Origin of the sequence: Streptomyces sp. NPDC127129, assembly GCF_042671585.1 — a bacterium.
GTDB lineage: Bacteria > Actinomycetota > Actinomycetes > Streptomycetales > Streptomycetaceae > Streptomyces.
Map to the genome: position 1 here is coordinate 260,306 of NZ_JBHXTV010000006.1, position 25,194 is coordinate 285,499.

The window sequence follows — 25,194 nt, forward strand, 5'->3', positions numbered from 1 at the left end:
GGTGAATCGAGCGCATCGTAGTCGCACCGACGGATTCCGGTAACGGCGGATGGAACGTTCCGTTCTGTGACCGCCGGTAAGGGCATCGGTACGCCCCCGGTGGGGTGTTTAGCCCGGTGTCGCGCGGGGAGTGGCGATCGCCCGGGCCGCCGTCACCTCGGCTCTGAGCGCGGCGAGGACGCCCTCCTCGTCGCCGGTCAGCTCGGCCCGGACCTCCACGAGCACGTCGGTTCCGCGCAGTCCGTCGGCGAGTTCCCGCAACTGCTGTTCCAGTTCTTCCGTTTCCTGCGGATCGGGGGGCGGGGCGCCGTGGTCGACGCGGACCCGGGCGGCTGTCGTCGCGTCGACAATCCGCTCCACGGCGACGACCAGCGGCCACCAGGCGGAGGCGACGGTGCCGGTCGGCGGCGGTTCGGTCAGGGCGCGCTGGAACTCGGAGCGTACGGCGGAGAGATCGCGGTACAGCTTCCGCCGGGCCCGCAGCCGGGCACCCGGGTCCTCGTCCTCCGGCGGGCAGAACGCCTGCGCCACGTAGGCGGCCGAGTCGGCGACGGAGTCCGCGAGCCGGTCGCCGACGCGGCTGTGCCAGGACTCCGGCCAGAGCAGATAGCCGGCGACCAGCGCGATACCGCAGCCGATGAGGGAGTCGTAGAGCCGGGGGAGCACGAGGTCGAAGCCCTGCTGGTTGAGGAGGTCGGAGAGCAGCAGGATGACGGGGGTGATCGCCGCGGTCTGGAAGGCGTACCCCTTCGCGGAGAACGCGGGGATCAGCCCGGCGAGGACGACCATCACCGGTACGTACCACCAGCCGCGCGGCACCTCGGCGAGGACGAGCGCGGCGGTGGCCAGCCCGAAGGCCGTGCCGAGCGCGCGCAGCACGGCCCGGGAGAAGACCGAGCCGAAGTCCGGCTTCATGACGAAGGTGACGGTGAGGGCGACCCAGTACGAGCGGGGTACGTCGATCACCGAGACCACCGTCTGGGCGAGGCCGATGCAGAGCGCGAGCCGCAGCCCGTACCGCCAGGACGCCTCGGAGAGCAGGACGCCGCGGACCACCCGGCGGGACCTGACCCGCAGCGCCGCGGGGCGGCCGAGGCGGTCGTCCACGTTGTACGGGTTCGGCTCCGCCGCGCGGACGACGTTCGCCGCGTGGCGCAGGGCCTGGTCGACGGCCTTCTCGGAGGGCCGGGTGGCGGCGGGGAGGTCGAGGCCGGGGACGTCGGTGCGGCCCTGCGCGACCGCGTCGGCGAGTTCGCGCACGGCGGCCGGGATCGCCGGGGAGAGGGGGCGGCCGAACCGGCGGGCCGCGACATGGGCGGCCGGGGCGGCCTCCACGAGCGCGATGACCGCGTTGAGCTGGGCCAGCAGCCGGACCAGGACCGGCGCGCGGCCGTGCTCGCGGGCGCGGCGGGCGAGGACGAGGTCGTACGACTGGTTGAGGGAGGCGGTGACGTCCTGCCGCCGCTCGTCGTACGCGTCCGTGCCGGCGGCTTCGAGGACGTCGGCGACGGCCCGGTAGGTGCCGGCCACGGCCGTCCGCTCGGGGACTCCGCCGCGCAACGGCCAGCCGAGCAGGGTCAGGGCGAGGACGACGGCCCCGCCGAGCCCGAGCAGCAGGGGCGGTCTCCACCACGGGTCGGGCATCGGCAGCCCGGCGCCCACGACCGCGTTGAGGAGGAGCAGCAGACCGGAGACGGAGGCGACGGCGCCGATCGAGGAGATCATCCCGGAGACGAGCGCGATCAGGGTGAGCACGCCGACGGCGAGCCAGCCCTCGCCGTACACGAGGCTGCCGAGCGTGACCCCGAGGGCGCCGAAGAGCTGGGGGACGGCGATGTTGTAGAAGCGCATGCGGTACGCGTCGGCGGTGTCGCCGATGACCCCGGAGAGCGCGCCCATGGAGACCAGGGCACCGTAGACGGGCTGGTCGACGGCGAGTCCGACGGCGAGCGGTGCGGACAGTGCGACGGAGGCGCGGGCGACGGCCGCCCAGGGGACGGGCGCGGGGGCCGGGCGGAGCCCGGCGGTCAGCCAGGGCGGTGGGGTGAGCCGCGCGGGACGTGCCATGGGCTCACGGTACGTGGGCGGCGGCGAGTCGTCCGGCAGGCGGGTCAGCTGCGGTAACCCTCCACCTCCGCCGCCGGGCGGACGGCCGCCGTGTCCGGGTCCTCGCCGAACTCGGCCTTGGCGCGGCGCTGGCGCAACAGGTCCCAGCACTGGTCCAGTTGCACCTCCAGCTCGGCGAGCCGCGTCCGCTCCTCCGGGAGGAGACCGCCCATCCGCTGCCGCAGGGCCCGCTCCTCCTCGACGAGGGTGCCGATGTTCGTGAGGATCTGCTCGTCGTCGTACATCCGGTCCATGGTTCCAGCGTCGCCGATCAGCGCCCGGCGTGCAGGTCGAGCCCGGTCAGGACGGCCCGGTGGTCGGACCCCGCCAGGTCGAGGAACCGCACGTCACGCACCCGGAAATCGTCGCTGACCAGCACGTGGTCGATCTGTACGTACGGGGGCAGCGGCAGCTCCCTCGGCCACGTCGGCGTCCGCGCGGCGCCCGCGAGCCGCGCGGCGTCGTGCAGCCGGCCCGCGTCGAGGACGGCGCGGAACGCGGCGTGGTCCTGGGAGGCGTTGAAGTCCCCGGCCAGGAGCACGGGGTCGCCGTCACGGTGCGCGGCGGCGAACGCCTCCACCCGCCCCAGCTCGCGCTTCCACAGGTCGACCTGGCCGGGGAGCGGCGGCAGTGGGTGGGCGAGCCGCAGCTCGACGTTCCGGCCGCCGATCCGCGCGGAGGCGCCCGGCATGCCCATCGCGGCGGGGACCGGCGGCCGTGCGGTGAGCGGATACGCGCTCAGGACGACCGAGCCGGTCGAGCCCTCGCCGTCCACGACGGCCCGGTGCGGGTGGCTGACGGCCAGGGCGGCGGTGAGGGCGCGGGCGCAGGCGGGGTCGCACTCGGAGACGTACACGAGCTGCGGCCGCTCCCGTCGTACCGCCTCGGTGAGGGCCTGGGTCGCCTGGCCGAACTCGACGTTGGCGGTGAGCACCCGGAGCCGTTCGACCACGGGGCCGCGGGCGGTGGTGGTGTCCGGCCCGTAGGGGAGCGCGGACCAGGCCGTGACGGCGAGCACGAGGACCGCGAAGGCCGCGAGCGGCCGCCGCCGGGCGGCCAGTGCGAGCAGCGCGGCGAGGCCGGCCGGGACGGTGAGCCAGGGCAGGAACGACAGCGCCTGCGGTACGGGGGTGACCGCGTCGGTGCCGAGGAGGCGGCAGCCCGCGACCACCGCCGGGACGGCCACGAGCAGGGCCGCGGCCCAGGTGGCGAGGCGCCGCCCGGGCCGGGGGGAGGTCGGAGGGGACGCGGGGCCGGAGGGCCGGTGCTCTGCCAGGACGTGCTCCACACCGTCAGTGTCGCAGCGCCTGCTGGATCTCCGCCTTGGTCTCCCCCGAGAGGGAGCGGTTGCTGCGCGCCGTACCGGTCTTGGACCCTCCCGGCTCCACGCCGTCGATGTTGAGGACGGCGGCGTCCAGCAGGTTGCCGTCGCTGTCGCGGAAGTTGACCCAGACCGTGTAGTCGGCGTTGCGGTCCGTGGGGTTGGTGGCCGTGATCTCGGCGGTGGTCCGGTCGCCGTCCGTCTGCGTCGCTCCGGCCTTGACGTTGTCGGTGGCGTTCACGCCGTCCTTGACCTGGTTCATCTTCTCCTGGGCCGCCGAGGCGGCCGCCGCCGTGGCGGAGGAGACGATGTCCTCGGCCGTCTGCTTGCTCTCCTCGGTGCAGCCGGTGACGGCCACGGTCAGCGCGAGGAGAGCGGTGGCGCAGACGGCGCGGGTGCGGGGCCGGATGCGGGTGCGGGGTCGGGTGCGGGTGCGGGCGCCGGTCATGCCCTGTCCTTGCCGAAGGAGGTGGTGTCCGTGGCCAGCGCCCAGATCACGAAGACCGAGAGGGCCATCGAGAACAGCGCCCACCAGGGGTGGTACGGCAGGAAGAGGAACTGGGCGATGACGTTCAGGGAGGCCAGCGTGATGCCGCCCATGCGCCCCCACTCGGAGCCCTTGAGGATCCCGGCGCCGGCGGCGGCGACGAGGATGCCGAGGACGATGTGGACCCAGCCCCAGCTGGTCAGGTCGAACTTGAAGACGTAGTCGCCGACACGGGTGTAGACGTCGTCCTCGGCTACCGCGGCGATGCCCTGGAGGACGTCCAGGATGCCGATGACGAGCATCAGGACGCCGGCGAACAGACTGCCGCTCGCCGCCCACGCGGTTTTGGTGGAGGGGGCGGGCGGACGAGGAGGTGCGGTGTGCTGGCTCATGGGGCCATCGTGCGGCGGCCGGTCGTCGAGCGAACGTCCAGCTGGGCCGTACGGGTGAGGCCCGGGCTCAGAGCGCGTCGAGGAACGCGGCGAGCGCGGTGTCGAACTCCTCCGGCCGCTCCAGGTTCGGCATGTGCGCCGCGCGCTCGACGACCACCAGCGTCGAGTGCGGCAGCGCCGCGTGCATCGCCTCCGCGTCCGGGACGGGGGTGTACGTGTCGTCCCGGCCGACCACCACCAGCGCCGGTACGGAGACGGTGGTCAGCAGCTCGCGGTAGTCGGGCCGTTCGGCCCGGCCGCGCAGCGCCGCCGCCGCGCCCTCGGGGTCGGTGGCGCACATCATCCGGTGGACGTGGGGCGCGGCGTGCGTGTTGTACGGGGCGACCATCCGGTCCAGGACCTCGTCGGCGTACCCCTTCATCCCCTCGCGGACCAGCCGTTCGGCGAGCGCGCGGCGGCCGGCCCTCCCCTCCTCGGTCTCGGCGGCGGGGAACGTGTCGGCGAGGACCAGGCCGCGGATCCGCCCGGGGAAGAGGCGGTAGCACTCCATGACGATCTGGCCGCCCATGGAGAGGCCGCCGAGGACGAACCGGTCGATGCCGAGGTGGTCGAGGAGCGCGGCGAGGTCCCCGGCGAAGGCGGAGAGCGGGGTGGTGCCGGGGACGACGGTGGTGGCACCGTAGCCGCGCAGATCGGGGGCGACGACCCGGTGCGTGGCGGAGAAGCGGTCGATCTGCGGCCGCCACATCGTGCGGTCGAAGGGGTGGCCGTGGACCAGGACGAGCGCGGGGCCCGTTCCCTCGTCCTCGTAGCGGATCGTCAGTCCGTCGATCTCTGCGGAAGGCATGGTCGGAGGCTAGGCAGCCCCCACCGCTCGGTGCAATGACATCCTTTGCTCTCGGTGCAATGAGAGAGGGGCCCGATGGACGAGTACCGCCGGATCGCCGACCGGGTCGCGGAGCGGATCGCGGACGGGCGGCTGCGCCCCGGCGACCGGCTGCCGCCGCAGAGGGTGTTCGCCCGGCGGCAGCGGATCGCCAACTCGACCGCGATCCGGGTCTACGGAGAGCTGGCGCGCCGGGGCCTGGTCGTGGGCGAGGTGGGGCGCGGCACGTTCGTACGGGCGGCTCCGCCGCCGGCCGGGGCCGCGGTCGCGCTGGCCGAGGCCACCGGGCACGCGCCGGTCGACCTCCAGCTCAACTACCCGGTGGCTCCCGGGCAGTCGGAGCTGATGGCGCGGGCGCTCGTCTCGCTGGCCCGCGCCGATGTGCTGGGCGGGGCGACGAACGGTCCGGCGGCGGCCGCGGGGACGCCTCGGGCGCGCGCCGCCGCGGTACGGGTGCTCGCGCGGCCGGGCTGGGAACCCGACCCGGAGCGGGTGCTCTTCGCGGGAAACGGCCGCCAGGCCATCGCGGCGGCGCTCGCGACGCTGGTGCCGCCCGGGGGCGTGCTGGGTGTGGAGGAGCTGACGTATCCGCTGGTCAGAACGGTGGCGGAGCGGCTGGGGGTGCGGCTGGTGCCGATCGCGCTCGACGGGGAGGGGATGCGGCCGGACGCGCTGGCCGCGGCGGTCCGGGCGGGCTCGCTCTCCGCCGTGTACGTCCAGCCCACCCTGCACAACCCGCTCTCCGTGACGGCGGGTCCGGAGCGCCGGGCCGAACTGGCGGGCGTGCTGCGGGAGTCGGGGCTGACCGCGATCGAGGACACCACCTGGGCCTTCCTGGTGCCGGACGCCCCCGCTCCGCTGGCCGCCCACGCCCCGGAACGGGTGGTGCTCGTCGACAGCCTCTCCAAGCGCCTGGCGCCCGGGCTGACCGTCGGCCATCTCGTGGCTCCGGCGGGCCTGGTGGAGGAGCTGGCGCGGGCGCTGCGCTCCGGCGCGTGGACGGCGGGCGGGCTGGCGCTCGCGGCGGCGACCCGGTGGGCGGCGGACGGCACGGTGGCGGAGGTGGCGGAGGCGAAGCGCGCGGATGCGGCGGCCCGGCACGCGCTGGTCCGGCGGCATCTGGGCGGGTACGAGATCCGCACCTCGCCGCACGCGTACTACTGCTGGTGGGAGCTGCCGGCGCCCTGGCGGGCCGAGGCCTTCGTGGCCGCGGCGGCGGAGCGCGGGATCGCACTGACCCCGGGCGCGGACTTCGCGGCGGCCGGCCGCGGCGCGGCGGGCGCGGTGCGGGTGGGGCTCGCCTCGCCTCCGCTCCCGGTCCTGGACGACGCGCTGCGGCGGCTCGCCGGACTTGCCTCCGGCATCCTGGACATCTAATATCCAGAACATGAGGATGAACGAGGGCGTGGAGTGGGCGCTGCACAGCTGCCTCAACCTGGCCTGGATCGGGCCGGAGCGGGCGGTGACGGCGGCGCGGCTCGCGGCCTACCACGAGCTGCCCTCCGCCTACCTCAACAAGCAGCTCCAGGCCCTCTCCCGGGCCGGGATCGTCAGCTCCGTCTCGGGCCCCAAGGGCGGCTTCCGGCTGGCCCGGCCGCTCGACCGGATCACGCTCATGGACGTCGTCACGGCGATCGAGGGCCCGGAGGAGGCGTTCCGCTGTTCCGAGATCCGGCAGCAGGGGCCCGGTGCCGGACCGGCCGGCAGCTACGCGGCCGAGTGCGCGATCGCGGGCGCGATGGGGGCGGCCGAGCTGGCCTGGCGGCGCGAGCTGGCGGCCCGCACCCTGGACGACGTACGGCAGCGGGCGGAGCTCCAGGCGCCCGCGGCCCCGGAGCGCATCCGCCACTGGTTCGCCAACACCTGACGAGGCCCGCACGGTCCGGCGGACCCGCCGGGTCCCTGTTCGACGCGCCCTCCCTTCGCCGGGAGGGCTTTCCAAGGGGGTAATTCTGGATGTTAAGTATCCAGATTGAGAAGAGGCCGGCGCGGCAAGGCGACCGGGCCCGGGTCGCGGCCGTCACCCTCGGCATCTTCACCGTGATGACCGCGGAGCTGCTGCCGGTCGGCCTGCTCACCCCGGTCGCGGCCGACCTCGGGGTCTCCGCCGGTACGGCGGGCCTGATGGTGACCGTCCCGGGTCTCGTGGCCGCCGTCTGCGCCCCGCTGATCGCCGTGCGGGCCGCCGCGGCCGACCGGCGCACGGTCCTCGTCGGCCTGATGGCCCTCGTCGCCGTCGCGAACCTGGCCACCGCGGCGGCCGGACACATCGCGGTCGTCCTCGGCGCCCGGGTGCTGCTCGGGGTCGCCATCGGCGGCTTCTGGGCCCTCGCGGGCGGCCTGGCACCCCGGCTCGTCCCCGCCGCCGACGTCGGACGCGCCACCGCCGTGGTCTTCGGCGGCGTCTCGGCCGCCTCCGTACTCGGCGTCCCGGCTGCCACCACGGCCGCGGAATGGACCGGCTGGCGAGGGGCGTTCGCGGGGGTGGGGGTGATGGCACTCGTGGCGACGGCGGCCCTGTTCGCGCTGCTGCCGAGGCTGCCGGGCACGGCCGGGCGGGGCGCTTCCGCAGCCGCGGACGGGTTCGGGCGGCTGGTGCGGCTGCCGCGCGACAACGCGCGCGTCCGTACCGGGCTGCTGCTCACCCTCCTCCTCGTGACCGGCCACTTCCTGGCGTACTCCTTCGTCCGGCCCGTGCTCGCCGAGCACGTCCACGTCTCGGGCCGGCTCGTCGGCGTGGTGCTCCTCGGGTACGGACTCGCGGGCGTGGCGGGGAACTTCCTCGCCGGCCCCGGCGCCGGCCGCTCCCCCCGCCGTACCCTCGCCGTCCTCTCCGCCGGCCTGACCGCCGCGCTCCTCGCGCTCGCCCTCGCCGGCGGCACGACCGCGGCCGGTGCCGCGCTGCTGCTCCTGTGGGGGCTCGCGTACGGCGGCGTCTCCGTCGGGCTGCAGTCCTGGTTCATGGCCGCCGCCCCCGAGGACGTGGAGACCGCGACCGGCCTCCACGTCAGCGTCTTCTGCCTCTCGATCGCGCTCGGCGCCCTCCTCGGCGGGCTGCTCGTCGACGCGACCACGCTCACCGCGCTGCTCTTCGCGGGAGCCGCGCTCACCCTGGCCGCCTGCCTGGCGGCCGTACTCTCCGGAAGGAAGCACACCTCATGACCAGCACCGCCACCACCGGCACCACGACGACCACCGCCACCACCGACGGGCGCACGATCACCAACCCGGCGACCCTCCACGACCCGTCCCCCTTCGGCTACAGCCACGCCGTCTCCGCCCCCGGCGAGCTGGTCTTCATCGGCGGCCAGTACGCCTCCGACGCGACCGGCGCCCCCGTCCCCGGCGACTTCGCCGCCCAGGTCGGGCTGGCCTTCACCAACCTCCGGCGCGCGCTGGAGGGCGTGGGGCTGGGCTTCGAGCACGTCGTCCGCCTCGGTTCGTACATCGTCGATCACGACCTCGCGAAGCTGGAGGTCCTCGGCGGGGCGCTGCACGGCGCCTTCGGCGACCGGCTGCCCGCGCAGACGCTGCAAGGCGTCGCCGCGCTCGCGCTGCCCGGGATGCTCTTCGAGATCGACGCGGTCGCGGTGCGCCCGGCAGGCTGACCCGTCGGCCCCCGTCCGGCCTGACCCCACCCCGCCCGGCTCCACCCCGCCCGGCCCCGGACCGGCCCCCGCCCCGCCCGGTTGCGGCGGCGGGGGCTTCGGGTGTGCCCTAGAGGGTGCAGGGGGGCGAGAGTGAAGGAGCTCCTGCCATGGCCGCACACGCAGCGGTGCCCACCGGGCGGCACCTGAGTACCTACGGCTTGGGTCTGCCCCTCACGCTGGGTTTCGCCTACGGCTTCTGGGCGGCGGCGATCGTGCGTGACGGAGGCATCATCGACTGGGGTGAGGTCGTCCTCGGCATCGTCTCCGGAGCCGTGCTCGCGGGGGCCGTGTACGCGCTGCGCGAGTGGGGCCACGTCCTGCCACGCGAAGTGCACGCGGCGGCCTGGGGCGTGCTCACCGGCTGTGCCGTCGGCTTCCTCTTCAGCCTCTCGGGACCGAGCGTGTTCTCGGCCACCGTCCTCGGTCTCGTCGTCGCGGCGGGGACCATCATCGCCGCGTTCTACTGGCTCTACACCCACGAGGACGTCGCGGCCGTGGAGCGCGCCGTGGCGCGGCGGCGCCGGTAGGCGACCGCGACGGCGGCGAGCAGCGGGGCCCAGGCCGCCAGGGGCAGGTAGCAGGCCAGGAACAGGGCCTCCTGGACCGGCCCCTCGGTGTGGGTCCCCGCGGCGTCCGCGCCGATCCCGGCGACCGCCACGTACGTGTACCAGCCCGTGAGGGCGAAGAGCCCGAACGCCCCGCCCAGCGCGGCCGCGGTGGCCGCGCGGGCCGGGACGGGCCGTCCGCCCAGGAAGGGCAGCCGGCGCGGCAGCACCTCGCCCCAGGGACGGACCAGGCCGAGCGTGAGGAAGGCGAGCAGTTCGGCGACGACGGTCAGCACGATCTGGAACACGTTCTGGGCGAGGCCGGGGTCGTCGACGCGGGCGACGGGCAGCCCCAGGGTGAGCGCGATCCGCCAGATCCCCGAGGGGAGGACGATCAGCGGCACGGCGTGGGCGGCGAGGGATGCCCAACGGGGCACGCCGGGCAGGGCGTTGATCTTCGGCATGCCCTCAGCGTGCCGCCGGGGCGGGGGCCGGGTCGTCGTCGTGCGGGCCCGGCCGGCTCCACCGTACGGGGGAGATCGGGTCGTTCTCTGGCATACGGGCCGCGTCCGTCGGAGACTGGGTGGAGCGGACCGCATCCGGCAGCCTGGAGGCACGCGCATGACCGACCTCGCCATCGAGACCGAGGGCCTGGTCAAGGTCTTCGGCACGAACCGTGCCGTCGACGGGATCGACCTGCGTGTCCCGGCCGGCACCGTCTACGGCGTCCTCGGCCCCAACGGGGCGGGCAAGACCACCGCCGTCAAGATGCTCGCGACCCTGCTGCGCCCCGACGGCGGCCGGGCCCGGGTCTTCGGCAAGGACGTCGTCGATGACGCCGACACCGTGCGCGGCCGGGTCAGTCTCACCGGGCAGTACGCCTCCGTCGACGAGGACCTCACCGGCACCGAGAACCTCGTCCTGCTCGGCAGGCTCCTCGGCCACAGCCGGCCCGCCGCCCGGGACCGCTCGGCGCAGCTGCTCGCCGCGTTCGGGCTGGCGGAGGCCGCCGACAAGCAGATCAAGAACTACTCGGGCGGCATGCGGCGCCGTATCGACATCGCCGCGTCCATCCTCAACACGCCCGACCTGCTCTTCCTCGACGAACCGACCACCGGCCTCGACCCGCGCAGCCGCAACCAGGTCTGGGACATCGTCCGCGCGGTCGTCGCCCAGGGCACCACCGTGCTCCTCACCACCCAGTACCTGGACGAGGCGGACCAGCTCGCCTCCCGTATCGCCGTCATCGACCACGGGAAGGTGATCGCGGAGGGGACGAAGGGCGAGCTCAAGGCCTCCGTCGGCTCGGGATCGGTGCACGTACGGCTCCGGGACCCCGAACAGCGCCCGGAGGCGGAGCGGGTCCTGCGGGACGCGCTGAAGGCCACGGTCCAGCTCGACCCGGACCCGGTCGCCCTCACCGCCACCGTCGACGGCCACGGCACGGACCTCGGCGCCGCCGAGCAGGCGGCGCGGGCGCTGACGGAGCTGTCGCGGGCCGGGATCACGGTCGACAACTTCGCGCTCGGCCAGCCCAGCCTCGACGAGGTGTTCCTGGCACTGACGGACAGGAAAGGAACGACGGCATGACCACCGTCACCACCGGCAAGGACGCGCAGACGACCGACGCGCTCGACTTCGTCGCCCCGAAGGCCGACGAACTCGCGGCGCTGCTCGTGGGCGGGACCCGTCCGCCGCGTCCGAGCGCGGTCTCCGCGTCGATGACCTTCGGCTGGCGGGCCATGCTGAAGATCAAGCACGTGCCGGAGCAGCTGTTCGACGTGACGGCGTTCCCGATCATGATGGTGCTGATGTACACGTACCTCTTCGGAGGCGCGCTGGCCGGCTCGGTCTCGGCGTACATCCAGTTCCTGCTGCCGGGCATCCTCGTGATGAGCGTCGTGATGATCACGATGTACACGGGTGTCTCGGTCAACACGGACATCGAGAAGGGCGTCTTCGACCGCTTCCGCACGCTGCCGATCTGGCGGCCCGCGCCGATGGTCGGCTATCTCCTCGGCGACGTCGTCCGCTATCTGATCGCGTCGGCGGTCATGCTCACGGTCGGCATGATCATCGGCTACCGGCCGGACGGCGGGGTGGCCGGCGTGCTGCTGGGTGTCGCGCTCCTGCTGGTGTTCTCGTTCGCGTTCTCGTGGATCTGGACGATGTTCGGACTGATGCTGCGCAGCGAGAAGTCGGTCATGGGCGTCAGCATGATGGTGATCTTCCCGCTGACGTTCCTGTCCAACGTGTTCGTCGACCCGAGCACGATGCCGGGCTGGCTGCAGGCGTTCGTGAACAACAGCCCGGTGACGCACGTGGCGACGGCCGTACGGGAGTTGATGGCCGGGAACTGGCCGGCGGCGGACATCGCCTGGTCGCTCGGATGGTCCGCGGTGTTCGTGGTCGTCTTCGGTGCGATCACGATGCGGCTCTACAACCGCAAGTAGTCACTGCCGCAAGCAGTCACCGCCGTACGGGGTCACCGCCGTACGGCGTCACTGCCCCCGCGGCGTGGTCTGCTGGACCGCCCAGCGGTTGCCGTCCGGGTCGGCGAAGTAGACGAAGGAGCCCCACGGCTGGTCGTCGATCTCGGTGGTCTCGACACCGCGCCGCTTGAGGTCGGCGTGGGCCTCCTCGATGTCCGTGACGACGACCTGCATGTTGTCGAGGGAGCCCGGCTTCATCTCCGTGATGCCCTTCCCGAAGGCGATGGAACAGGCCGAGCCGGGCGGGGTCATCTGGACGAAGCGGATGTCCTCGCTGACGGGGAAGTCGTGGTCGAGATGGAAACCCACCTGCTCGTAGAAGGCCTTGGCCCGCTCGATGTCGGTGACGGGCACGCCGATCAGTTCCAGCTTGATGTCCATGAGGGCATCATGCGCCCGCCGGCGGCCGGTTGCACGGCAACCGGGTTCATTCGCCGCGGACCACGACGACCGGACACGGGGCGTGCTGGGTCACCCGGGTGGAGACGGAGCCCAGCAGCGCGGCCTTGAAGCCGGCGCGGCCGCGGTCGCCGACGACCAGCAGGGTCGCGCCCTCGGCCTGGTCGATCAGGGCCTGGGCCGCGTTGCCGCCGACGACCGTGCGGGTGACGCCGGCGGCGACGGCCGGGTCCAGCGCCTTGGCCAGTGACTCGTCCAGGAACTGTTCGGCGAGCATCTCGGGGTTGAAGTCCGGCGGCACCCCGGGCGCGGCCGCCCAGGACGCCGGGTACTCCCATCCGATCACCGCCTGGAGGGAGTCCCCGGTGAGGGCGGCCTGGGCGGCCGCCCACTTCAGCGCCTTCAGGGACGGTTCCGACCCGTCCACGCCCACCACGATCCTGCCGGCCATGTCGGTCTCCGCTCGTCGTACGGCACATCTGCCCCCAACGTACGAGCGGATCAATCCAGGCGCAGGTCGGCGAGCTGCCGCTCGAAGGGCACGATCTCGTCCTCGTCCGCGCCGCCCGCCGGGCCCCTGGCCGCGACCAGGTCCGCGAGTTCGTGGCCCGCCCGGGCGATCCTGGACGGCAGGCCGTCCGTGTACTCGTCGCCGCCCGAACCCCAGTCCTCCGAGGCCGCGTAGACGGCCGTCGGGACGACGAGCGCCCGCAGATAGGCGAAGAGAGGGCGCAGCGCGTGGTCGAGGACGAGGGAGTGCCGGGCCGTGCCGCCGGTCGCGCCGATCAGCACGGGCGTGCCGGTCAGCGCGGCCGGGTCGATCAGGTCGAAGAAGGACTTGAACAGACCGCTGTACGAGGCGGTGAAGACGGGGGTCACGGCGATCACCCCGTCGGCACCGGTCACCGCGTCGATCGCCTCCTGGAGCGCCCCGGAGGGGAAGCCCGTGACGAAGTTCTTCGCGATGTCGACGGCGATGTCCCGCAGCTCGATCACGCGGACCTCGACGATGTACTCCTGCTCGGTGAGCCGCGCCTTCGCCGCCCCGGCGAGGCGGTCGGCGAGCAGCCTGGTGGAGGAGGGGCTGCTCAGACCGGCCGACACGGCGACCAGCTTCAGGGTCTGCATGGCTTACGCCTCCTGGTTCTCGGTGGCGGTGCGGGTGACGGCGGGGTGGAGCGGCGCGGTCTCGGGGACGCCGGCCGGCCGCAGGTTGGCGAACTCCTTGCGCAGCACCGGGACGACCTCCTCGCCGAGGATGTCGAGCTGCTCCAGGACGGTCTTCAGGGGCAGACCTGCGTGGTCCACCAGGAAGAGCTGGCGCTGGTAGTCGCCGACGTACTCCCGGAAGGACAGGGTGCGTTCGATGACCTCCTGCGGAGAGCCGACCGTCAGCGGTGTCTCGCGGGTGAACTCCTCCAGGGACGGGCCGTGGCCGTAGACGGGCGCGTTGTCGAAGTACGGGCGGAACTCCCGTACGGCGTCCTGGGAGTTCTTCCGCATGAAGACCTGGCCGCCGAGGCCGACGATCGCCTGCTCGGCCGTGCCGTGGCCGTAGTGCGCGTACCGCCGGCGGTAGAGCCGGACCATCTTCTCGGTGTGCTGCTTGGGCCAGAAGATGTGGTTGGCGAAGAAACCGTCGCCGTAGTACGCGGCCTGCTCGGCGATCTCGGGGGAGCGGATGGAGCCGTGCCAGACGAACGGCGGGACTCCGTCCAGCGGGCGGGGCGTGGCGGTGAAGCCCTGGAGCGCGGTGCGGAACTTGCCCTCCCAGTCGACGACGTCCTCCCTCCACAGCCTGTGGAGGAGGGCGTAGTTCTCGATGGCGAGCGGGATGCCCTGGCGGATGTCCTGCCCGAACCAGGGGTAGACCGGGCCGGTGTTGCCGCGGCCCATCATCAGGTCCACGCGGCCGTCGGCGAGGTGCTGGAGGGTGGCGTAGTCCTCGGCGATCTTCACCGGGTCGTTGGTGGTGATCAGCGTCGTGGACGTGGAGAGGATCAGGTTCTCGGTCCGCGCGGCGATGTGCCCGAGGAGGGTGGTCGGCGAGGACGGCACGAACGGCGGGTTGTGGTGCTCGCCGGTCGCGAAGACGTCGAGCCCGACCTCCTCCGCCTTGAGCGCGATGGCGACCGTGTTCTTGATCCGCTCGTGCTCGCTCTGGGTGCGGCCGGTCGTGGGGTCGGTCGTCACGTCACCGACGGTGAAGATCCCGAACTGCATCGTGCTCACCTCTCGCCTCGGGGGCTGTTGGTTGAATCGTAAACTATCTCGCTCAACCGCGCATCCCCGCGTCCCATTCCCGCACCCGCCGGGGCCTCTCCCCGGCCCGTACGCTGGTGCCCATGTCCGACTACGAGCGCTGGAAGGAACGCGGCGTCGCCCTGCGCGTCTTCGTGTACGTCTTCGCCACGCACGCGTTCGCCGGCTTCGTCTGGCTCCTCTTCCACGTGGGCCAGAACGCCCAGAAGTAGGGGCGGGAAGGGCCTCCCGTAGAGTTCGCCGACGTGAGTACCGTTCCTCCAGCTGCGATATCGGTCGTCGGGATCGGCGCGGACGGCTGGGACGGCCTTCCCGCGCGCTCCCGCCGCGTCCTCGGCGCCGCCGAGGTCCTGATCGGCGCCCCCCGTCAGCTCGGCCTTCTGCCCGCCGCCGAGTGCCCCGGTGAGCGGATCGCCTGGCCCTCGCCGCTGCGGCCCGCCGTCCCCGGACTGTTCGCCGCCCACCAGGGCCGGCGGATCGCGGTGCTCGCCAGCGGCGACCCGATGTTCTACGGGATCGGCCGCACGCTCGTCGAGACGCTGGACGCCGAGAGCCGCGCCGGCCTGCGGGTCCTCCCGCACCCCTCCTCCGTGTCGTACGCCTGCGCCCGCGTCGGCTGGGCCCTGGAGGCCGTGGAGACGGTCTCGCTGGTGGGCCGCCCCCTCGCCGCGCTCTCCGCGTCCCTGCACGACCGCCGCCGGGTCCTCGTCCTGAGCGAGGGCGCCGGAACGCCCGGCGCGGTCGCGGCGCTGCTGCGGGAGAAGGGCTTCGGAGGGACCCGGATCCGGGTCCTGGAACAGCTCGGTTCGGACCGCGAGCGGATCGTCGACGGCACGGCCGACACCTGGCCGCACGAGTCGGCCGACCCGCTGAACGTGATCGCCCTCGACCTCGTCCGCTCGCCCGGCGCACCGCGCCTCGGCGCCGTACCCGGGCTGCCGGACGAGGCGTACGAGCACGACGGCCAGCTCACCAAGCGGTACGTCCGCGCGGCGACGCTCGCCGCGCTCGCCCCCGCGCCGGGGGAGCTGCTGTGGGACATCGGCGGCGGCTCCGGCTCGATCGGCATCGAGTGGATGCGTACGGACCGGTCCTGCCGGGCCGTCGCCGTGGAGAAGGACCCCGCGCGGGCCGCCCGGATCGAGCGGAACGCCGCCTCCCTCGGCGTCCCCGCGCTGCGGGTCGTGACCGCGGCCGCACCCGGCGGCCTGGCCGGCCTGCCCACCCCGGACGCCGTCTTCATCGGCGGCGGCCTGACCGCGCCGCGGCTGCTCGACGCCTGCTGGGACGCCCTGCCCGCGGGCGGACGCCTTGTCGCCAACACCGTGACGCTGGAGTCCGAGGCGCTGCTCGCGCGGTGGTACGGCGAGCACGGCGGGGAGCTGGTCCGGCTCGCCGTCGCCCAGGCCGTTCCGGTGGGCGGCTTCACCGGCTGGCGCCAGGCGATGCCGGTCACACAGTGGTCCGTAACGAAGGCAGGAGCTGGAGCATGACCGTCTACTTCATCGGCGCGGGCCCGGGCGCGGCCGACCTCATCACCCTGCGGGGCGCCCGCACCCTCGCCGCCTGCGGGGTCTGCCTGTACGCGGGATCCCTGGTCCCGCGCGAGCTGCTCGCCGAGTGCCCGCCGGACGCGCGCCTGGTGGACACCGCGGACCTGGACCTGGACCGGATCGTCGCCGAGATCGTCCGCGCCCACGAGGCCGGGCAGGACGTGGCACGGCTCCACTCCGGCGACCCGTCCGTCTTCAGCGCGGTCGCCGAGCAGATGCGCCGGCTCGACGCGCTGGACATCCCGTACGAGGTCGTCCCGGGCGTCCCGGCGTTCGCCGCCGCGGCGGCCGCGCTCAAGCGGGAGCTCACCGTCCCGACGGTGGGCCAGACCGTCATCCTCACCCGCATCGCCCAGCAGGCCACGCCCATGCCGGAGGGCGAGGACCTGGCGACCCTGGGCCGCAGCGGCGCCCTCCTGGTGCTCCACCTGGCGGCCCGGTACGCCGACCGGGTCGTCGCCGAGCTGCTCCCCCACTACGGCGCGGACTGCCCGGCCGCGGTCGTGGCGATGGCCAGCCGCCCGGACGAGATCGTGCTGCGGGGCACGCTGGAGGACATCGCGGGACAGATGAAGGAGGAGGGGATCACGAAGACGGCGGTGATCCTGGTCGGCCGCACGCTGGCGGCCTCCCAGTTCCGCGACAGCCACCTCTACGACCCGGCGAGGGACCGCCACACCTGCTGACCGGGCTCCACCCGCCAGCCCCGGCGGCCCACAGGCCTGGGTGGCCTACCGGCCCGGGTGGTCTACCGGCCCGGGTGGCCCGCAAGCTGCGGGGGCCCACCGGGTCCGGCGGCATGCAGGCCCGGGCGGACCACCGGCCCGGGTGGACCACCGGCCCGGGTGGACCACCGGCCCGGGTGGCCCACAGGACCTGGCGGCCCGCCAGCCCTGGCGGCCCACCGGGTCCGGAAGCTCCGGCGGCCCGGGCGGACCACCGGCCCCGGTGGCCCACAGGCCCCGGCAGCTCGTCGGCCGGCCCACCGGGTCCGGGGGCGGGCCGGCCGGGCGCACGGCATGGGGTCCGAGGGGCCGGAACCGCACCCCCGGACGCGCCCGGGCCGGACACCCCGTGGGTGTCCGGCCCCGGCTTTCAGGCGTTCGGCCGCTTGCCGTGGTTCGCCTTCTTCTTCTTGCGGGCACGCTTCTTGTTGCCTCGCTTCGCCATGGGACTCCCTCTCGATAGGGGTTCTGCCGTGGCCAGCCTAGGGTCGGCCGGTGCACCCCGCATCCGGTGTGCAGGTGCCCGCTACGGCCCCGCCGGCGCCGACCGCCCCACCACCGTGCCCGCGCGGTCGATGCAGACGACGTCGACCGCGACCGGGGCGCCGCGCAGGACCGTCAGGGACTCGTCGCGGGCGCGGGCGGCCACCAGATCGCCGAGAGGGACGCCCGCGGCCTCGCAGAGGCGGAGCGCCGCCAGGCCCGTGTTCGCCGCGGCGATCTCCGCGGCGAGGTCCTCCGACGCGCCGCCCGTGCGGGCCAGCTCCGCGAGGAAGGTCTTGTCGACCTGGGAGCGGGCCGAGTGGAGGTCCAGATGGCCCGCGGCCAGCTTGGAGAGCTTGGCGAAGCCGCCGCAGACCGTGAGGCGGTCGACCGGGTGGCGGCGGACGTACTTGAGGACGGCGCCCGCGAAGTCGCCCATGTCGAGCAGGGCGATCTCCGGCAGGTCGTAGAGCGTCGTCACCGTCCTCTCCGAGGTGGAGCCGGTGCAGCCCGCCACATGTGTCAGTCCCGCCGCGCGCGCCACGTCCACGCCCCGGCGGATGGAGTCGATCCACGCCGAGCAGGAGTACGGCACGACGATCCCGGTCGTCCCCAGGATCGACAGGCCGCCGAGGATCCCGATCCTCGGGTTCCACGTCGAGCGGGCGATCTCCTCGCCGTGGTCGACGGAGACCGTGATCTCCACGTCGCCGCCCGCGCCGTGCGCCGCCGCGACCTCCGCCACGTGCTCGCGCATCATCTGCCGCGGGACCGGGTTGATCGCCGGCTCGCCGACCTCCAGGGGCAGGCCCGGCAGGGTGACCGTACCGACGCCGGGACCGGCGCGGAACACGACGCCCGAGCCTGCCGGGAGGAGCCGTACCGTCGAGCGGACCAGCGCTCCGTGCGTCACGTCCGGGTCGTCACCCGCGTCCTTCACGACGGCCGCCATGGCGTGGTCCGCCGTCAGCTCCTCCGCCGCGAGCGCGAACGCCGGACGCCCGCCCTTCGGCAGCGTGATCGTCACGGGGTCGGGGAAGTCGCCCGTCAGGAGCGCCGTGTACGCGGCCGTCGTCGCCGCCGTCGCGCACGCCCCGGTCGTCCACCCGGGGCGCAGACCGGTGTGCTTGAGTTGGGCGTCGCGCCCGCCGCCTGCGCTCATGAAAGGGCTCCCGTGCACGTACTCATTCTCGGCGGGACCACCGAGGCCCGCGCCCTCGCCGCGCGACTCCACGACACCGTACGGGTCACCAGCTCGCTCGCCGGGCGGGTCGCCGCCCCCCGGCTGCCCGTCGGGGAGGTCCGGATCGGCGGCTTCGGCGGCGTGGACGGGCTCGTGGACTGGATGCGCGCGCACGCCGTGGACGCGCTCATCGACGCCACCCATCCCTTCGCGGAGACCATCAGCTTCAACGCGGCCCGGGCGGCCGCCACCGCCCATGTTCCCCTGCTCGCCCTGCGCCGCCCCGGCTGGGTCCCGTCGGCGGGGGACGACTGGCACCCGGTCTCCTCCCTGGAGGAGGCGGCGCGGGCCCTGGACGGGCTCGGCGACAGGGTGTTCCTGACGACCGGCCGGATGGGGCTCGCCGCCTTCGCCGACCGCCCGCAGTGGTTCCTCGTACGGTCGGTGGACGCCCCCGAGCCCCCCATGCCCGCCCGCACCGAAGTCCTCCTGGACCGGGGGCCGTTCACCCTGGAGGGAGAGCGGGAGCTGCTCGCCCGGCACGGCATCGACGTGCTCGTCACCAAGGACAGCGGGGGCGCGGCGACCGCCCCCAAGCTCACCGCCGCCCGCGAGGCGGGCATCCCCGTGGTCATCGTCCGCCGCCCCCCGGTCCCGCAGGGCGTACCGGTGGCGGCGACCCCGGAGGAGGCCGCCGCCTGGGTGCGCGGGCGAACGGCGGCCTGAACCCGGCCGCGTCGGGGACGCGGAGGCGGACGACGCCCGACTCAGCCCGCGTCGGGGGTGCCGAGCTCGGTGACCTCGACCCAGTTCACGGTCGCGTCCCCGACCGGGAGCACGTTGTTCCAGTCGTCCACGGCGAAGACTCCGTACATCACGGTCTCGCCGTCCGCCGCGCTGCCGTGGAGGAACGAGGTGGCGTCCTCGCTGAGGTACTCGACGCGGTGGGCGAGCCAGACGTGGCCGCCCTCGTCGTCCTCGTGCCGTACGGCCTTGAAGACCTCGTACCGCTTCAGGTCGGGCTCCGAGTTCGGCTCCCACTCCAGCAGCACGCCGTCCTCGCGCGGGGTCGCCTTCAGACCGGTGACGGCGGCGGGAGCGACGAGGTCGCCGTCGGTGGTCGCGGAGGCCGGGCCGGTGACGGGCGATTCGTTGCCCGCAGCGTCGACGGCCGTCACCGTGTAGGTGTACGTGGTGCCGTGGTCCACCGACAGGTCGGTGTAGCTGCTGCCCGCGGTCTCCCGGTACAGCTCGCCGAAGCGGTACAGGCGGTAACCGGCGACGTCCTTGCTCGTCGACGGCGTCCACCGGACGACGACGCCGTTACGCGGCTCGAACACGGCCGTCAGCCCGGTCGGTGCGGCGGGCGCCGTGTAGTCGCGGTGGGACGCGAGCACTCCGGTCCTCGGCGAGGTGTTCCCGGCGGCGTCGACGGCGGCCACCCAGTACTCGTACTGGGCCCGTTCGACGACCGTCCCGTCCGTCCATGTGGGGGCCGTCACCGTGGCGACCTGCTCCACCGACGTGGGTTCGTCGGTGTCCGGCACGCGCTGCCGGAACACGGAGTACTTCGACGCGCCGGACACCGCCTGCCAGGCCAGCGTCACACCGGCCCGCCGGTCGGTCGCCGTCAGCCCGGCCGGTGCGGCCGGGGCCGTCCGGTCCGTGCTCGTCACGGTCACGTCCGTGCTGCCCACGGACTCGTTGCCCGCCTTGTCCACGGCACGGACCTCGTAGAGGAACGATTCGCCGGTGGTGGGCGGGGAGTCGGCGAAGGAGCGCCCCGCGACCGGCTCGACCCCGCTGACCCTCGTCCACTCGGTCGTGGCCAGGCGGCGGTAGACGCGGTAGCCCGCGAGGTCCATCTCCGCGTTCGGCAGCCAGCGGACCGTCGCCCGGTCCGCAGCCCGGTCGTAGGCGGCCGACGCACGGAGCGGCGCGCGGGGCGAGACCTGGTCGACGACGGACGAGGTGCGGGGCGCGTAGGAGAAGGCGACGTTCGCGGTGCCCGTGAAGGCCACGTACTCCACACGGAGGGTGTGCCGCCCGGCCGGCACGGTGAGGTCGACGGTCCTGGTCTGCGTCGTGGAGACGTTCTGCCACAGGTCGATCACGCGCGTCCCGTCGAGATACACACGGATGCCGTCCTGCGTCGCGGCGGAGAAGGTGAAGGGCCCGCCGGAGCCGAAGTCACGGGTGATGGACCAGCGCGCGGAGAAGTTGTCCGCGGGCAGTGTGACGCCCGCCGGGTCGCCGCTGCCGTAGTTCTCGTCGATGACGGCGTCGCACGGGGTGCGCTGGGGCGTGCCGCTGAGCGAGGTGTTGGGGAAGAACTCCGCCCGCCACGACAGGGCGTCACAGGTGACGCCGGCCGCGGAGGCCGGGGCGGCGGTCAGCAGACCGCCGGCGGTGGCGAGGGCGGCCGTGGTGGCCAGCGCGCTCAGCCGGGTACGAATCATCACAGAGAGAGGGGGCCTTTCCGGACCGACACGAACTGCGTGAACCGTGGGGGGCTGCGGTACGGGTGGGGCCGGTGATCCGCCGGAGCGGGACTCTACCGCCCCGACCCGCTCCCGACCAGGGGTTTCGACGGCAGCTGGAACTCGGGCCCGGGCGCTCCGGATCCGTGTTCGGGGGCGCGCGACAGTCGTGGGCCCACCGCCGCGCGGCGACGGCTGCCGCCAGCCGTCAAGCGCGGGCAGCGGCAGCCGCCTCCGCCATCCCCGGGCAGCGGCCAGACGCCGGCCGTCAGCGTGGGCGACGGCAGCGGCCGCCAGCCGTCAGCCGTCGGCGCGGGCAGGGGCAGCCGCCCCGTCATGCCGCGCCGCCCCCACTCACGGCCGGCCGTTGCCCTCTACGCCTCCGGGTAGCGCCGGGGCGTCCAGGTGATCGTGCGGCCGTCGCCGCGTTCGACCGCGCGCGTCTGGGACGAGCCGACGAGCAGCAGCGTCCGCATGTCGACCTCGGACGGCTCCAGCGTCTTCAGCGTCACCACCCGTACCGACTGCTCCGGGCCGCCCACGTCCCGCGCCACGACCACCGGGGTCTCGGGCGAGCGGAGTTCGAGGAGCAGGTCACGGGCGGCCGCCACCTGGTGCGTGCGGGACTTCGAACCCGGGTTGTAGAGCGCCAGGACCAGGTCCGCCGAGGCCGCCGCGCGCAGCCGTGCCGCGATGACGTCCCAGGGCTTGAGGCGGTCGGAGAGCGAGAGGGTCGCGTAGTCGTGGCCCAGCGGGGCGCCCGCCGCGGCCGCCGCCGCGTTCGCGGCCGTCACGCCCGGGAGGACCCGTACCGGAACGTCCGCGTACCGCTCCTCCGACGCCACCTCGAGCACCGCCGTCGCCATCGCGAAGACGCCCGGGTCGCCGCCCGAGACGACCGCGACCCGGCGACCGCGCCGGGCCAGGTCGAGGGCGAACTCCGCCCGCTCGGACTCGACCTTGTTGTCCGAACCGTGCCGGAGCTGGCCGGGACGGAGCGCCGGGACCCGGTCGAGGTACGTGGTGTAGCCGACCAGGTCGTCGGCGTTCACCAGCGCGCCGCGCGACTCCGGCGTCAGCCAGGGCGCGCCCGCCGGGCCCGTGCCGACGACGACGACCTCGCCGCCGGTCTCCCGGGACTCGGGGGTGACGGCGTCGATACGGGAGGGCAGCACGGCCACCGAGAAGTACGGCACGGTCTCCGCGTCGACCTCGGAGAGGACCTCCGTCCGCTCGCCCGCCATGAACGCCCGCTCCACGTAGCGGGCGTCCTCCAGCCGTCCCGCCCGTTCCAGGGCGCGCCGCACGGTCGGGAACGTGCGGCCGAGCTTCATCACGACCGCCGAGTCCGTGCCCGCGAGGCGGGCCGTCAGCTCGTCCTCCGGCAGGGTGCCGGGGATGATCGTCAGGACTTCCTCCGCCTCGCACAGCGGCTCCCCGAGCCGGGCGGCGGCGGCGCTGACCGAGGTGACACCGGGGATGACGGTGGTGTCGTAGCGGTCCGCGAGCCGCTTGTGCATGTGCTGGTACGAGCCGTAGAAGAGCGGGTCGCCCTCGGCGAGCACGGCCACCGTGCGGCCGGCGTCCAGGTGGGCGGCGAGGCGGGCGGCCGCCTCCTCGTAGAAGTCGTCGAGCGCGCCGCGGTAGCCGCCGGGGTGGTCCGTGGTCTCCACCGTGAGCGGGTACATCAGCCGCTCCTCGACGTGCTCCTCGCGGATGTGCTCGGCGGCGATCGAGCGCGCGATGGAGCGGCCGTGGCGGGCGGAGTGGTACGCGATCACGTCGGCGGAGGCGATGGCCTTCACGGCGGCCAGCGTCATCAGGTCCGGGTCGCCCGGGCCGAGGCCGACTCCGTACAGCTTGCCGGGGGCGTCGGCGCTCATGCCTGGATCTCCGCTTCGGTCGCGATGGCGTTGATCGCGGCGGCGGTCATCGCGCTGCCGCCGCGCCGGCCCCGTACGACGAGGTAGTCGAGGCCCAGGGTCTGGGCGGCCAGGGCGTCCTTGGACTCGGCGGCGCCGATGAACCCGACCGGGATGCCGAGGACGGCCGCCGGACGCCCGGCGCCCTTCTCGATCATCTCCAGGAGACGGAAGAGGGCGGTCGGCGCGTTGCCGATGGCGACGACGGAGCCCTCGAGGCGGTCGCGCCAGAGTTCGAGCGCGGCGGCGCTGCGGGTCGTGCCGAGCTCGGCGGCGAGCGCGGGCACGGACGGGTCGGAGAGCGTGCAGACCACGTCGTTGTCGGCGGGCAGCCGCTTACGGGTGACGCCGCTGGCGACCATCTGCGCGTCGCAGAGGATGGGCGCGCCGGCGCGCAGGGCGGCGCGGGCGCGGGAGACGACCTCGGGCGAGTACGCGAGGTCGCGGACGAGGTCGACCATGCCGCAGGCGTGGATCATGCGCACCGCGACCTGGCTGACGTCGGCGGGCAGACCCGCCAGATCCGCTTCGGCGCGGATCGTGGCAAAGGACTGGCGGTAGATCTCCGCGCCGTCCTTCTCGTAGTCGAACATCCTGTTGCTCTCGCTCATCTCGTTGGGGTGCGGGCCGCCGCGACGGCGTGGGGAAGGTCTGTACGGGGGGTGGGGCGGCCGTCCACGAGGTAGCGGCCGTCGGCGGTGGCGACGACGTCGACCCAGGTGCGGCCCTGCGGGTGGCCGCACCGCCGCTCGCACCCGGAGAAGTGGACGGGGAGACCGCCGTCGCCCGGGGTGGCGTCGGCGCGCACGTCCGCGAGGGACTTGGCGCAGCCGGGCCGCCCGGTGCAGGCGCTCACGCCGGCCCAGGGGTCGGCGGGCCGGGTGATGAGCCCGGCCGCGTCGAGCTCCGGCAGCCGCCCGTCGGAGGCCCCGACGACGACGGCCCCGCGCCACGGCGTGAGCCGCACCTCGTCGGCGGGCAGCAGCGCCCTCAGCTGGGCGGCGGTCAGCCGCCCGAGGGGCGCGAGTACGTGCAGCGCGCGACCACCGAGCGCTCCGGGCACGGGCGGCCCGGCGTGCGGCACCGGCGGCGCGGGCACGACGGCGCGCGCTCCGACCCCGGCCCGCGCGAACGCGGCGGCGAGATCGAGGGGGGCGGCGGAGGACCCGCCGGCGGCGTCCACGGGGCGGTCCGCAGCCGGCCGGCCGGCGGCGCGGGCGTCCGGCCCGGGACGGCCGACCGGGCCGTGGGTCGTCGTGCTGCCGGCCGTCGTGCTGTGGACCGTCGTGCCGTGGACCGTCGTGCTGTCGGCCGTCGTGCTGCCGGCCGTCGTGCCGTGGACCGTCGTGCTGTCGGTCGTCGGGCCGTTGGTCGTTCGGCCGGCGTCCGGATCAGTACGGGCGCCGGTGTGCCCTCCCGCGGCGCCCGGGAGTTCCCGTACGCGCCAGGCGCCGTTCCCGGCGGCCTGCGCGGCCCGGAGGAAGGCGTCGGCCGCGGCGAGCGCGGCGCGCGGCGCGTCGGCGCCCGCGACGCGGAACGCCTGCCCGCCGACATGCACGAGCGCGTCGCCCCCGCCCGCCGAGGGCCCCGCTTCTGCGATCAAGGTCACATCTCCGCCGAGGCCCGCCACGTCACCGCGGCCGTCGTCCAGGGCGAAGAGGAAGCGGCCCGAGAGGGCCGCCGTCCAGGCTTCCGCGCACAGCAGCGCGTCCAGCTCCCGGGCCCACAACTGCACGTCCGCGTAGCCGAGTCCGTCCAGTCCGGCCGTCGGGGAGGCGACGATGTTGCGGACGCGTTCGTGGGTGGTCGAGGGCAGAAGGCCCGCCTCGGCCAGGCGGTCCGCCAGTTCCGCGCCGCAGCCCTCGCCGAGGCCCCGCAGCTCCACGTTCCCCCGGGACGTCACCGTCACCCGGCCGTCGCCGAGCGCATCCGCCGCGTCCGCCAGTACCTCGACCTGACGAGACGTCAACAGTCCTGCGGGCAGGCGCAGTCGGGCCAGGCGGCCGTCGTCGGCGGGGTGCAGTCGGAGCGCCCCGGGGCAGGCGTCGCCACGGTCCCGTATGAGAGGTTCGCCCTGGTTGGGCGCAGGGGGCGTGGTGGGCGGCATGGCGGCGAGCATACCGACGTGAATCCGGGTGACCACCCGGGCCGCCGAGCGCACGATCTACTATGCAGAACGGCATGGGGTCCCAGGACCCCGGGGAGGAAGCCCGGTGAGAATCCGGCGCGGTCCCGCCACTGTGAGCCGGGCCCCGGAAGGGGCCGGGTGAGTCAGGAACTCCTGCCGTCCATACGACCACCCGGGGCG

Annotated in this window: 28 protein-coding genes and 1 riboswitch; of the genes, 11 read left to right on the forward strand and 17 right to left on the reverse strand. The window is 74.3% G+C overall.

Annotated features, from left to right (window positions below; translation table 11 throughout):
- Window positions 1-108: 108 nt before the first annotated feature.
- The 6 genes from ACFVGW_RS14185 to ACFVGW_RS14210 all read right to left on the reverse strand — a co-directional run bounded on the left by ACFVGW_RS14185 (window position 109) and on the right by ACFVGW_RS14210 (window position 5,153).
- Window positions 109-2,067 carry an FUSC family protein gene (locus tag ACFVGW_RS14185; protein WP_385852142.1) on the reverse strand — a complete coding sequence of 653 codons (1,959 nt, stop codon included), beginning with the start codon at window positions 2,065-2,067 and terminating at the stop codon, window positions 109-111.
- Between the two features lie 44 nt (window positions 2,068-2,111).
- Window positions 2,112-2,351, reverse strand: a complete 240-nt coding sequence (locus tag ACFVGW_RS14190; protein ID WP_352187372.1) for a DUF2630 family protein — start codon at window positions 2,349-2,351, stop codon at window positions 2,112-2,114.
- A 26-nt stretch (window positions 2,352-2,377) separates the two neighbouring features.
- The gene (locus ACFVGW_RS14195) at window positions 2,378-3,394 is read right to left on the reverse strand and encodes an endonuclease/exonuclease/phosphatase family protein (RefSeq protein ID WP_385852143.1); all 1,017 of its coding nucleotides are present in this window, start codon (window positions 3,392-3,394) and stop codon (window positions 2,378-2,380) included.
- A 4-nt stretch (window positions 3,395-3,398) separates the two neighbouring features.
- Window positions 3,399-3,875, reverse strand: a complete 477-nt coding sequence (locus ACFVGW_RS14200) for an FxLYD domain-containing protein (RefSeq protein ID WP_385852144.1) — start codon at window positions 3,873-3,875, stop codon at window positions 3,399-3,401.
- Window positions 3,872-4,306 carry a hypothetical protein gene (locus ACFVGW_RS14205; protein WP_385852145.1) on the reverse strand — a complete coding sequence of 145 codons (435 nt, stop codon included), beginning with the start codon at window positions 4,304-4,306 and terminating at the stop codon, window positions 3,872-3,874. Before ACFVGW_RS14205 ends, ACFVGW_RS14200 begins: the two co-directional genes overlap by 4 nt.
- 67 nt (window positions 4,307-4,373) lie before the next feature.
- Window positions 4,374-5,153, reverse strand: a complete 780-nt coding sequence (locus ACFVGW_RS14210; protein ID WP_385852146.1) for an alpha/beta fold hydrolase — start codon at window positions 5,151-5,153, stop codon at window positions 4,374-4,376.
- A gap of 75 nt (window positions 5,154-5,228) precedes the next feature.
- On the opposite strand from ACFVGW_RS14210, the gene ACFVGW_RS14215 reads away from it, so the two are divergent.
- From ACFVGW_RS14215 to ACFVGW_RS14235, 5 genes are all read left to right on the forward strand, one after another.
- Entirely contained in the window at window positions 5,229-6,569 is a 1,341-nt protein-coding gene (locus ACFVGW_RS14215) for a PLP-dependent aminotransferase family protein (RefSeq protein ID WP_385852147.1), read from the forward strand.
- A 16-nt stretch (window positions 6,570-6,585) separates the two neighbouring features.
- Window positions 6,586-7,059, forward strand: coding sequence for an RrF2 family transcriptional regulator (locus tag ACFVGW_RS14220; RefSeq protein WP_383224345.1), 474 nt, complete (start codon window positions 6,586-6,588; stop codon window positions 7,057-7,059).
- A gap of 89 nt (window positions 7,060-7,148) precedes the next feature.
- Window positions 7,149-8,354, forward strand: a complete 1,206-nt coding sequence (locus ACFVGW_RS14225; protein WP_385852148.1) for an MFS transporter — start codon at window positions 7,149-7,151, stop codon at window positions 8,352-8,354.
- Window positions 8,351-8,800: a RidA family protein gene (locus ACFVGW_RS14230; RefSeq protein WP_385852149.1), complete on the forward strand. Its 450-nt coding sequence runs from the start codon at window positions 8,351-8,353 to the stop codon at window positions 8,798-8,800. The genes ACFVGW_RS14225 and ACFVGW_RS14230 overlap by 4 nt, the downstream gene beginning before the upstream one ends.
- A 149-nt stretch (window positions 8,801-8,949) precedes the next feature.
- Window positions 8,950-9,369 (forward strand): hypothetical protein, encoded by a 420-nt coding sequence (locus ACFVGW_RS14235; protein ID WP_385852150.1) that lies wholly within the window; start codon window positions 8,950-8,952, stop codon window positions 9,367-9,369.
- Here the strand turns inward: ACFVGW_RS14235 and ACFVGW_RS14240 are convergent.
- Window positions 9,312-9,851 (reverse strand): hypothetical protein, encoded by a 540-nt coding sequence (locus ACFVGW_RS14240; protein WP_385852151.1) that lies wholly within the window; start codon window positions 9,849-9,851, stop codon window positions 9,312-9,314. The two genes, ACFVGW_RS14235 and ACFVGW_RS14240, sit on opposite strands and share 58 nt — an antisense overlap.
- Window positions 9,852-10,008: 157 nt before the next feature.
- Here ACFVGW_RS14240 and ACFVGW_RS14245 point away from each other — a divergent pair, with 157 nt between their 5' ends.
- The gene (locus ACFVGW_RS14245; RefSeq protein WP_385852152.1) at window positions 10,009-10,977 is read left to right on the forward strand and encodes an ATP-binding cassette domain-containing protein; all 969 of its coding nucleotides are present in this window, start codon (window positions 10,009-10,011) and stop codon (window positions 10,975-10,977) included.
- Window positions 10,974-11,840 carry an ABC transporter permease gene (locus ACFVGW_RS14250; protein ID WP_385852153.1) on the forward strand — a complete coding sequence of 289 codons (867 nt, stop codon included), beginning with the start codon at window positions 10,974-10,976 and terminating at the stop codon, window positions 11,838-11,840. Before ACFVGW_RS14245 ends, ACFVGW_RS14250 begins: the two co-directional genes overlap by 4 nt.
- A 48-nt stretch (window positions 11,841-11,888) precedes the next feature.
- Here ACFVGW_RS14250 and ACFVGW_RS14255 read toward each other — a convergent pair whose 3' ends face one another.
- From ACFVGW_RS14255 to ACFVGW_RS14270, 4 genes are read right to left on the reverse strand one after another with little or no spacing between them, the layout of a single operon-like run.
- Window positions 11,889-12,260 carry a VOC family protein gene (locus ACFVGW_RS14255; RefSeq protein WP_385852154.1) on the reverse strand — a complete coding sequence of 124 codons (372 nt, stop codon included), beginning with the start codon at window positions 12,258-12,260 and terminating at the stop codon, window positions 11,889-11,891.
- Window positions 12,261-12,306: 46 nt separating this feature from the next.
- Window positions 12,307-12,729, reverse strand: coding sequence for a universal stress protein (locus ACFVGW_RS14260; RefSeq protein ID WP_385852155.1), 423 nt, complete (start codon window positions 12,727-12,729; stop codon window positions 12,307-12,309).
- Window positions 12,730-12,779: 50 nt separating this feature from the next.
- On the reverse strand, window positions 12,780-13,406 hold the full coding sequence (locus ACFVGW_RS14265; protein WP_383224129.1) for an FMN reductase: 627 nt from the start codon (window positions 13,404-13,406) through the stop codon (window positions 12,780-12,782).
- A 3-nt stretch (window positions 13,407-13,409) separates the two neighbouring features.
- A complete protein-coding gene (locus tag ACFVGW_RS14270) occupies window positions 13,410-14,501 on the reverse strand; it encodes an LLM class flavin-dependent oxidoreductase (protein ID WP_385852156.1) in 1,092 nt (363 codons plus the stop codon).
- Between the two features lie 122 nt (window positions 14,502-14,623).
- Between ACFVGW_RS14270 and ACFVGW_RS14275 the strand changes: the two genes are divergently transcribed.
- Genes ACFVGW_RS14275 through cobM form a run of 3 tightly spaced genes read left to right on the forward strand, consistent with a single transcriptional unit; the run spans window position 14,624 to window position 16,779 of the window.
- Window positions 14,624-14,752 carry a DUF6126 family protein gene (locus tag ACFVGW_RS14275; protein ID WP_385852157.1) on the forward strand — a complete coding sequence of 43 codons (129 nt, stop codon included), beginning with the start codon at window positions 14,624-14,626 and terminating at the stop codon, window positions 14,750-14,752.
- 33 nt (window positions 14,753-14,785) lie between these two features.
- The gene (gene cbiE / locus ACFVGW_RS14280) at window positions 14,786-16,033 is read left to right on the forward strand and encodes a precorrin-6y C5,15-methyltransferase (decarboxylating) subunit CbiE (RefSeq protein WP_385852158.1); all 1,248 of its coding nucleotides are present in this window, start codon (window positions 14,786-14,788) and stop codon (window positions 16,031-16,033) included.
- Window positions 16,030-16,779: a precorrin-4 C(11)-methyltransferase gene (gene cobM / locus ACFVGW_RS14285; RefSeq protein WP_385852159.1), complete on the forward strand. Its 750-nt coding sequence runs from the start codon at window positions 16,030-16,032 to the stop codon at window positions 16,777-16,779. The genes cbiE and cobM overlap by 4 nt, the downstream gene beginning before the upstream one ends.
- A 409-nt stretch (window positions 16,780-17,188) precedes the next feature.
- Here the strand turns inward: cobM and ACFVGW_RS14290 are convergent, their stop codons facing one another.
- Together ACFVGW_RS14290 and ACFVGW_RS14295 are read right to left on the reverse strand one after the other, a co-directional pair.
- Window positions 17,189-17,263, reverse strand: a complete 75-nt coding sequence (locus tag ACFVGW_RS14290) for a 50S ribosomal protein bL37 (RefSeq protein ID WP_099895366.1) — start codon at window positions 17,261-17,263, stop codon at window positions 17,189-17,191.
- Window positions 17,264-17,344: 81 nt separating this feature from the next.
- Window positions 17,345-18,463: a cobalt-precorrin-5B (C(1))-methyltransferase gene (locus ACFVGW_RS14295; protein ID WP_383224118.1), complete on the reverse strand. Its 1,119-nt coding sequence runs from the start codon at window positions 18,461-18,463 to the stop codon at window positions 17,345-17,347.
- A gap of 12 nt (window positions 18,464-18,475) precedes the next feature.
- Between ACFVGW_RS14295 and ACFVGW_RS14300 the strand changes: the two genes are divergently transcribed.
- On the forward strand, window positions 18,476-19,210 hold the full coding sequence (locus ACFVGW_RS14300) for a cobalt-precorrin-6A reductase (RefSeq protein WP_385852160.1): 735 nt from the start codon (window positions 18,476-18,478) through the stop codon (window positions 19,208-19,210).
- Between the two features lie 41 nt (window positions 19,211-19,251).
- Here the strand turns inward: ACFVGW_RS14300 and ACFVGW_RS14305 are convergent, their stop codons facing one another.
- From ACFVGW_RS14305 to ACFVGW_RS14320, 4 genes are all read right to left on the reverse strand, one after another.
- A complete protein-coding gene (locus tag ACFVGW_RS14305) occupies window positions 19,252-20,943 on the reverse strand; it encodes a PA14 domain-containing protein (protein ID WP_385852246.1) in 1,692 nt (563 codons plus the stop codon).
- Between the two features lie 395 nt (window positions 20,944-21,338).
- Window positions 21,339-22,847, reverse strand: coding sequence for a precorrin-2 C(20)-methyltransferase (locus ACFVGW_RS14310; RefSeq protein ID WP_385852161.1), 1,509 nt, complete (start codon window positions 22,845-22,847; stop codon window positions 21,339-21,341).
- Window positions 22,844-23,479 (reverse strand): precorrin-8X methylmutase, encoded by a 636-nt coding sequence (locus tag ACFVGW_RS14315; protein WP_352187374.1) that lies wholly within the window; start codon window positions 23,477-23,479, stop codon window positions 22,844-22,846. The genes ACFVGW_RS14310 and ACFVGW_RS14315 overlap by 4 nt, the downstream gene beginning before the upstream one ends.
- Window positions 23,480-23,493: 14 nt before the next feature.
- Complete coding sequence (locus tag ACFVGW_RS14320; protein ID WP_385852162.1) at window positions 23,494-25,005, reverse strand: cobalamin biosynthesis protein CobG; 1,512 nt, start codon at window positions 25,003-25,005, stop codon at window positions 23,494-23,496.
- A gap of 43 nt (window positions 25,006-25,048) precedes the next feature.
- Window positions 25,049-25,188: riboswitch (cobalamin riboswitch) on the forward strand.
- Window positions 25,189-25,194 lie beyond the last annotated feature (6 nt).